The sequence below is a fragment of the Maribacter sp. genome, from assembly GCF_016744255.1.
Lineage (GTDB): Bacteria > Bacteroidota > Bacteroidia > Flavobacteriales > Flavobacteriaceae > Maribacter_B.
Genome location: NZ_JADGES010000144.1, coordinates 1 through 6,343, shown reverse-complemented (window position 1 = coordinate 6,343; position 6,343 = coordinate 1). Strand labels below are relative to the sequence as shown.

Genomic DNA, 6,343 nt, shown 5'->3' with positions numbered 1-6,343 from the left:
TATTTCATCGCTAAAAAACTAAGCAAAATTTTCTACACACGTAAATCTTTTAGGCAATTACGAATACCTTACTATGGTAATTTTGAATGCTTTTTTTTTGATATACAGCAATTGATTTCATCGCTTTTAAACTCTAAATATTTCTTTTCATAGCTACTTACCTGTTCTGTAATCTTTGTAGCCCCATTTGTTATTTAATAATACATTACACGTTTATAATTAGTAGGTCGGTTTAAAGAAGGGTTACTAATTTCATTTTTAACTAAGTGGTGTATAAATCTCATATTTTGACTTATGAAGTATAAACTTATAATAGTATATGTAGTAAGGGTATTTTATTAGACGAATAGCATTCTATAGGCTTTAGAAGGTACAGTAATAATTTACCATAAATACCATTTATGATTCAATTATTTTACATTAGTCTTAGTTAGATTGTTATCTGTCTAATTTAAAATTATATGATGGTTAATTTTAATACTTTGAAACTCAAAACTAAAATCAGGAAACTAGTATCTTGCTTTAATAAAAAAGGAAAATTTGGAAACTTAAAAATCAAGATTATAGCTTGTATAACAAATGGATTAAGCAGTTCTTTAGTATCTATAGTCGATTACAATTTGAATATTAAGGAGGATGTAAAAACGAAAAATAAGATTATTAAAAGCTTTAAAGTGAAATTTTAATTTTTAGAAATAAATATTGAGCATGAAATTAAACCCTCTTGTAAAAACGACTTATGCATTTGTAATTGCACTATTAGTAAGTATTCCGTTAATTTATTCTCAGGAAGTAACCAATTATGTAAACCCATTTATAGGAACATCTAACTTTGGCACAACAAATCCGGGTCCAATTGCAGTGCGGGGAATGGCAAATGTATCTCCCTTTAATGTGGCAGGATTACAAAATTTGCCACTAGAGAAAGATAGTCGCTGGTTGTCTACTCCGTACGTAAACGAAAATTCGTTTCTAACAGGTTTTAGCCATGTTAACTTAAGTGGTGTTGGCTGTCCAGAGTTAGGCGTTATTTTGGCAATGCCAACCACAGGAAAACTAGAAACGAACCATTTAAAATACGGTTCAACATATTCCGAGGAGGAAGCTAAGGTTGGTTATTATACCAATAAAATTGATAAATACAATGTAAAAGTTGAAGCTACAGCAACTACTCGGGTAGGTGTTAGTAAATATCATTTTCCTGCTGGTAGAGCTAATATTCTTCTAAACTTAGGTTTAGGACTTACCAATGAAGAAGGCGCAATGGTAAAAGTAGTATCCTCTACAGAAATAGAGGGAATGCGTTCTGTGGGGTCTTTTTGTTATTATAAACCAGAAGAAGCATATCCCGTATATTTTGTAGCTCAATTTTCTAAACCAGCAACGGAGTTTGGTGTCTGGAAAAAGCCTAGAAAATATATAGGTACAGAAGATAAATGGATAGTACGCAATGGAGAGGTTAGGATTAAAAAGGGATATACAAAAGAAGTCCTTGGGGATAGCATAGGTGCCTATATGAGGTATGATTTTGATGTTCCTTCGGAAATAGAAATGAAAATAGGAGTGTCTTACGTGAGTATTGCAAATGCTAGAGAAAATTTAGAGAAAGAAACATCCAATAAAACATTTAGTCAAATCCTTTCTGAGACTAAAAGAGAATGGAGCACCTATTTATCTAGAATAGAAGTAGAAGGAGGAACTAAAAAGGATAAAACCATTTTTTATACCGCCTTGTATCATACTTTAATTCATCCAAATACGCTTAACGATTACAATGGGGAATACCCCAAAATGAAAACAAGGGAAACCTTAAAAACGGATGGAACTCGGTATACTACTTTTTCCTTTTGGGATACCTATAGGAACCTACATCAATTAATGACTTTAGTGTATCCAGAGCAGCAATCTAATATGATTAAAAGCATGTTGCAGATTTACGACGAATCTGGTTGGTTGCCCAAATGGGAATTGAATGCAACAGAAACAACAACAATGGTTGGTGACCCAGCGGGAATTATTATAGCAGATACTTATTTAAAAGGAATAAGAGATTTTGATGTTCAGAAGGCTTATGTTGCAATGAAAAAGAGCGCTTTACAGTTACAAGAAAATCCTTTGCGTCCAGGTCTTAAAGATTATATGGAAAAAGGATATTTAACTACAGAAACAACCAAAAGTGGTTCTGTTTCTACAACGCAAGAATATAATGTGTCAGATTTTGCTATTGCCCAATTGGCTAAATCTTTAGGGAAAAAACAAGATTATAAAGAATTCTCAAAGCGATCAATTTCATATCGAAAATTATTCGATAAAGAGTTTAACTTACTACGCCCTAGAAATGATGATGGTAGTTGGCTTACGCCTTATAATCCAGAATCTGGAGCAAATTTTGAAAAGAATTTAGGATTTATAGAGGGTAATGCTTGGCAGTATACCTTCATGGTTTCGCATGATATTAAAGGGTTAATGAAACTTATGGGTGGTTCTAAACCTTTTACAAAAAGACTAGAAGATGTTTTTGATAAGGATCAGTTTGATATGGCTAATGAGCCAGATATAGCATACCCATTTCTGTTTAATTATGTACAGGGGCAGGAATATAAAACATCAGAAAAAGTGACAGAATTATTGCATACATATTTTAAAAATACTCCAGATGGTTTGCCTGGTAATGATGATACTGGGACAATGAGTGCTTGGGCAGTTTTTTCTATGATGGGTATTTACCCGGTAACTCCAGCGGAACCTAAATATGCGATTACAACTCCGATGTTCGATAAAATAACGATGCATTTAAATACGGATTATTACCCAAATAAAAAATTGGTTATTGAGAAAGTTGGCCATGGAAAAATAAACAATATAAAAGTGGATGGAAAGTCTAAGAGGACATATTTTATTACACATCAGGAGCTAGTAAAAGGAAATCAATTAAAAATAATTTTAAAATGAGCAAGTCAATATATCTTATAATGCTACTTTTTTTAAGTAGCTTTTTTAAAGCAAATAGTCAAGAATTACAACAAGTTATATTTAAAAACCAGCCTGTTAATTTTAATGGAGAAAAAGGCAGCGATTCTAGTACTGTACGTTTAATGGATGGTCGTTTAGTTTATAAAAAGATAGAGATTCCCAAATTCGCCAAGGGAACCGATGTAAAAATTAAATTAGCGGTACGTTCAAATGGGGATCGTTGGGATAAATCGGGTTCTTGTTTTGTAATTTCCAATCTAGACAAACTATCTATTCTTAATGTAGCAAAAGACAGTAAAATATTTCCTAAAGATTCTTATGTAAATAATAAATATGCAGGTGTTTTAAGTAGTGGTGATTATGAGCCCGTGGTAGAATTAATGCGTTTTATGACTCCTTTTGGAGTGGGGCATTATAGCGATAATAGTGTAAAACACAGAAGACCCGTATATATTCCTAATTGGGAAAAGGAAGTGGTTTGGGAGCACGATATTTCAGAACTAGAACAATTGGTTACTGGAACATTCTATGTTGGAGTTTGGATAGATTCATGGACGGCTGAGGGCTATAACTTCGATTTAAATTTAACCTATTCTAATAGAGAAAGAAAGACTCTTTCTGTAATGTCTTTGGTTAATACAGTCCCTTATGTAGGAGGACAATTACTGCCAGATAATTTTGCAAGTAATATTTTAGAACAAGTTGTTACTTTTAAGAAAAATGTTAAAAATGTAAAACTACATTATATTACTACTGGTCATGGTGGGCATAGTGGTGGCGATGAATTTATTAAAATAAAGAATAGTGTTTATTTTAATGATGCATTAGTTCTAGACACCATCCCATGGCGTGATGATTGTGCTTCCTTTAGGCGTTTTAATCCGACAGCAGGCGTATGGATAAAAAAAGACTCTGCTGCTTATTATGATTATGAAACTGAAGAAAGAAAAATAAAGGAGATAGAAGAACGTATTGCTTCATCAGATTTATCGCGTTCTAATTGGTGCCCAGGTTCTTCCGTAAAACCTATGGTAGTAGAACTAGGAAATATCAATGCAGGAAAACACGTCTTGAAAATTAAAATTCCAGGAACTCCCGTAGATGGGGATAAATTGAACCACTGGTTGGTGTCTGCGTATGTAACATATGAAGATGAGTAGTTTAATATTAAGAAAAAAGGATAAGCAAACGATGCATAATATAAGATAGTGTAATATGGAGTATTCTGCTACTATCTATATTCCTTTTGTTCTAATACAAATTCACTAGAAATAGTAACCAAATGGAACATCAGACTATGAAATTGTATTTCGTGGAGAAGAGACAAAAAAGTAAATGCTCGTTATATTAAAGTAAAAGCAGAGAATATGAAGGGAGCGCCTTATTGGCATTAAGCCGTACGGCTTACCTCTTGGGTTTTTGCCGATGAAATTTTAGTAAATTAATAATATAGTAGATGAAAGTAGTTAAACTTCTATTCTTAGCATTTTTTCTAGTTGTTTTTTCATGTAAAAAAGAACAGAAAAGCTATACGTTAATGACATATAATATTCGATATGATAATTTAAATGATGGAGAGAATCAATGGTCAAAAAGGAAAAATTATTTATGCGAACAAATAGCTTTTTATAACCCTAGTATTTTCGGAATTCAAGAAGGGTTACACCACCAAGTAAAGTATATAGATAGTACATTTGTAGATTACGGCTATGTTGGGGTTGGTAGAGATGATGGGAAAGAAAGAGGAGAGTACAGCCCTATTTTTTATAATTCTAATCTATTTAAAGTAGTTAAGAATGCTACATTTTGGTTGTCTGAATCACCGAATGAAATTTCAGTTGGTTGGGATGCTTCTATGGAGCGTATTTGCACATATGCATTGTTTGAAGATAAGCTTACCAAGCAGCAATTTATGGTTTTTAATACTCATTTTGATCATATAGGAGATACCGCTAGAGTTAAGAGTGCAGAACTTATTATAAGAAAAATAGCAGAGTTGAATCAAAACAATGTGCCAGTTGCTTTAATTGGAGATTTTAATTTAAAGCCAGAAAGCGAGCCAATTAAATATCTTTCTAAATACTTAAATGATTCAAGGGAGCATAGTATATCTAAACCTTTTGGAGCAACAGGAACCTTTAACGGGTTTAAATTTCATCTGCCTGTTAAGGATAGGATAGATTATATTTTTACTAGTAAAAATAGTATTAAAGTTAATAAATATGCTGTGTTAAGCGATTCTAAAAATTGTAAATATCCGTCGGATCATTTACCAGTTAATATAGAAATAGAGTTTGTTAAATAAAAAATAATGAAGTACTTCAAAGTAAATTTTAGAACAATATTTTTGGTATTCGCTCTCTTGGGAATATGTTTTTTTAATTCTTGTAAAGAAAAAGAAATCAAAAATAAAAAGACTATTTCCTTGGTAGATTATGTGGATCCAATGATAGGGACTGCTGCTCATGGGCATACTTTCCCTGGGGCTACAACATCTTTTGGGATGGTGCAGTTGAGTCCATCGAACGACTTTAAATCTTGGGATTGGTGTTCGGGGTATCATTACACAGATTCTATAATAAAGGGTTTTGCCCATAACCATATTAGTGGTGCAGGATTATCTGGTTTGGGCGATATATTGGTAATACCTACAATGGGGAAAAAAACTACAGAGTCTGGTTCCGATGCGTTAGTGGATAAAAGTTATAGATCTAGATTTTCTCATGAAACAGAAAGCGCTAGGGCTGGTTACTACGCTGTAACTTTAGAAGATTATAATATAGATGTGGAGCTAACGGCAACTCCTAGGTCTGGTTTTCATAAATATACTTTTAATACATCTGGAGAGGCAGATGTTGTAATAGATCCAACCCATGCTTTACTAGAAACGGCAGCTGAAACGGCTATTGAAATTGTTTCAGATTCAGAAATTAGAGGGTATAAAAAAGTCTCTATGAATGGAGGAAAAAATAGATACATGTATTTTAGTGCTAAGTTTTCTAAGCCTTTTAAAAACGCTATTCTAACGAGGAATGATAAAGAAGTAGAAGCGTTAAAATTAGTAGATACTAAAGTGAAATGCATGGCGACTTTCGATGTTCAAGAAAAAGAACAATTAGAGGTTGTGGTAACTTTGTCTCCTGTCGATTATAAAGGTGTAGAGATGAATTATGAAGCAGAAGCAAAAGGGAAGAATTTTAACGAAACCTTAAAAGAAACCACTTTAGGGTGGAATAGTATTTTAAATAAAGTGATGCTTGGTAATACTACTTCTGATGCCAGAAAAAGAACGTTTTATACGGCAATGTATCATAGCTTTATTTCACCAAATATAATTTCGGATGTGGATGGTAGGTATGTTGTAGAGGGG

General features: G+C 32.8%; 4 protein-coding genes. All 4 read left to right on the top strand.

Going from position 1 to position 6,343, the window contains the following annotated elements; translation table 11 throughout:
• The first annotated feature begins 708 nt into the window (after positions 1-708).
• On the top strand, positions 709-2,952 hold the full coding sequence (locus tag QZZ51_RS15840; protein ID WP_291871436.1) for a GH92 family glycosyl hydrolase: 2,244 nt from the start codon (positions 709-711) through the stop codon (positions 2,950-2,952).
• Positions 2,949-4,133, top strand: a complete 1,185-nt coding sequence (locus QZZ51_RS15835; protein ID WP_291871434.1) for a PNGase F N-terminal domain-containing protein — start codon at positions 2,949-2,951, stop codon at positions 4,131-4,133. The genes QZZ51_RS15840 and QZZ51_RS15835 overlap by 4 nt, the downstream gene beginning before the upstream one ends.
• 296 nt (positions 4,134-4,429) lie before the next feature.
• Positions 4,430-5,278, top strand: a complete 849-nt coding sequence (locus QZZ51_RS15830) for an endonuclease/exonuclease/phosphatase family protein (protein WP_291871432.1) — start codon at positions 4,430-4,432, stop codon at positions 5,276-5,278.
• A gap of 6 nt (positions 5,279-5,284) precedes the next feature.
• The coding region (locus QZZ51_RS15825) for a glycoside hydrolase domain-containing protein (RefSeq protein ID WP_291871430.1) at positions 5,285-6,343 on the top strand (1,059 nt) is incomplete at its 3' end.